A 2,309-nucleotide genomic window follows, 5' to 3' on the forward strand; every position below is an offset into this window, starting at 1 on the left:
AATCTGCTCCGTGGACTACTGGGTCGAACACGTCCGCCGACCCGTCCGCTTCACCGACGCCATCCACACCCTCAACGACCAGGGCATCGACAACCTCCTCGAACTCGGACCCGACGCCACCCTCTCCACAATGGTCGAGGACATCCCGGCCGCCTCCGCCCTGCGCAGAGACCGTCCCGAACCCCAGCAACTCATCACCGCCCTCGCCCACCTCCACGTCAACGGCACCACCATCGACTGGACCACCTACTACCAAAACACCGAAACCCACCCCATCCAGCTCCCCACCTACGCCTTCCAACACGAGCGCTACTGGCTTGAGCCCGTCTCCTCCGGCACATACATCGCGCCGATCATCGAGCACCGGACCTCAAGAAACAGGGAGGAGGGCGCGGCCGAGCTGATCGCAGAGCTTGACGCACTCGGCGAGACCGAGCGGGACCAGCGGCTGCTGCGGCTCGTACGCGAACAGCTCGCCGGAGTCCTCGGCTATGCCGACCCCGACAGCGTCGGGGCCGGCCAGGTCTTCACCGAGCTGGGCCTGACCTCCATGACCGCTGTCGAGCTTCGCAATCGTCTCAATGCCGCGACCGGTCTGCGGATCCCCGCCACGGTCGGCTTCGACTATCCGACGCCCGAGGCCGTCGCCGCGTATCTGAAGGCCGAACTCCTCGGATCCGACTCCGTCCGGCGGACCTTCGCCACCACCCGCACGAGCGACGAGCCGATAGCGATCGTGGGAATGGCCTGCCGCTACCCCGGGGGCGTCGGCTCCCCCGAGGATCTGTGGCAGCTCGTCGCCGACGGCGTCGACGCCATCGGCCCCCTCCCCACCCGGCGCGGTTGGGCCGAGGACCTCTACGACCCGGACCCGGAGGCCAAGGGCAAGAGCTACACCCGCGAAGGCGGCTTCCTCTACAACGCCGACGCCTTCGACGCGGGCTTCTTCGGAATCTCACCACGCGAAGCCCTCGGCATGGACCCCCAGCAGCGACTCCTGCTGGAGACGGCCTGGGAGGCGTTCGAACGTGCCGGCATCGACCCGGAGGCCGTGCGCGGCGACCAGATCGGTGTCTTCGCCGGAGGCAACGGGGCCGACTACGCGACGATGATGACCCGAGCCCCCGAAGGCGTCGACGGCTATCTGATGACCGGCAATGCCGCCAGCGTCGTCGCCGGTCGCATCGCGTACGCGTTCGGCCTCGAAGGCCCGGCCATGACCGTGGACACGGCGTGCTCGTCCTCGCTGGTCGCCCTGCACCTCGCCGCGCAGGCCCTGCGCTCGGGCGAGTGCTCCATGGCCCTCGTCGGCGGTGTGACGGTCATGTCCACGCCCGGCACGTTCATCGAGTTCAGCCGCCAGCGCGGGCTGGCACCGGACGGTCGGTGCAAGGCGTTCTCCGCCGACGCCGACGGTACGGGGTGGGCCGAGGGCACCGGCATGCTGCTCGTCGAGCCGCTCTCCCAGGCCCGGCGCAAGGGTCGCAAGGTGCTGGCCGTCGTACGCGGCAGCGCCGTCAACCAGGACGGCGCGTCCAACGGCCTCACCGCCCCCAACGGCCCCTCCCAGCAGCGCGTCATCCGCCAGGCACTCGCCAACGCCCGTCTGAACCCCGCCGACATCGACGCGGTCGAGGCCCACGGCACAGGCACCCGCCTCGGCGACCCGATCGAGGCCGAAGCCCTGCTCGCCACCTACGGACAGGAACGCGGCGACCAGGGCCCCCTGCTCCTCGGATCCCTGAAGTCGAACATCGGCCACGCACAGGCCGCCGCCGGTGTGGGCGGCGTCATCAAAATGGTCATGGCCATGCACCACGGCTCACTCCCGAAAACCTTGCACGTCGGTGAGCCGTCGCCGCTGATCGACTGGTCCGCCGGTGAGATCGAGCTGCTGACCGAGGCCCGGGACTGGCCGGAGACCGGCCGTGCCCGCAGGGCCGCCGTCTCCTCCTTCGGAGCCAGTGGGACGAATGCGCATGTGGTGCTGGAGCAGGCACCGGAGGTGGAGGAAGCCGCCGTCAAGGGTGCGGTTCCGGCGGTGGTGCCGTGGATCGTGTCCGGCCGAACGCCCGAAGCCCTGCGGGACCAGATCGAGCGCCTGCGCGCCTTCGCCGACGACTCCGACGCACGCCCGGTCGACATCGGCGCGTCGCTGGTCTCCTCACGCTCGCTGTTCGAGCACCGGGCCGTGATCATCGGCGACCAGACCGTCGAAGGCACGGCAGGAGCCGGACGGGTCGCCGTCATGTTCACCGGCCAGGGCTCACAACGAGCCGGCATGGGCCAGGAACTCTACGAGACCTACC

General features: G+C 69.6%; 1 protein-coding gene. It reads left to right on the forward strand.

Annotation, left to right across the window (positions count from 1 at the left end; translation table 11 throughout):
• Nucleotides 1-2,309: type I polyketide synthase (locus tag ABD371_RS35610; RefSeq protein ID WP_344486888.1), on the forward strand; the 2,309-nt coding region annotated here is incomplete at both ends.

Source organism: Streptomyces amakusaensis (assembly GCF_039532665.1).
Taxonomy (GTDB): Bacteria; Actinomycetota; Actinomycetes; order Streptomycetales; family Streptomycetaceae; genus Streptomyces; species Streptomyces amakusaensis.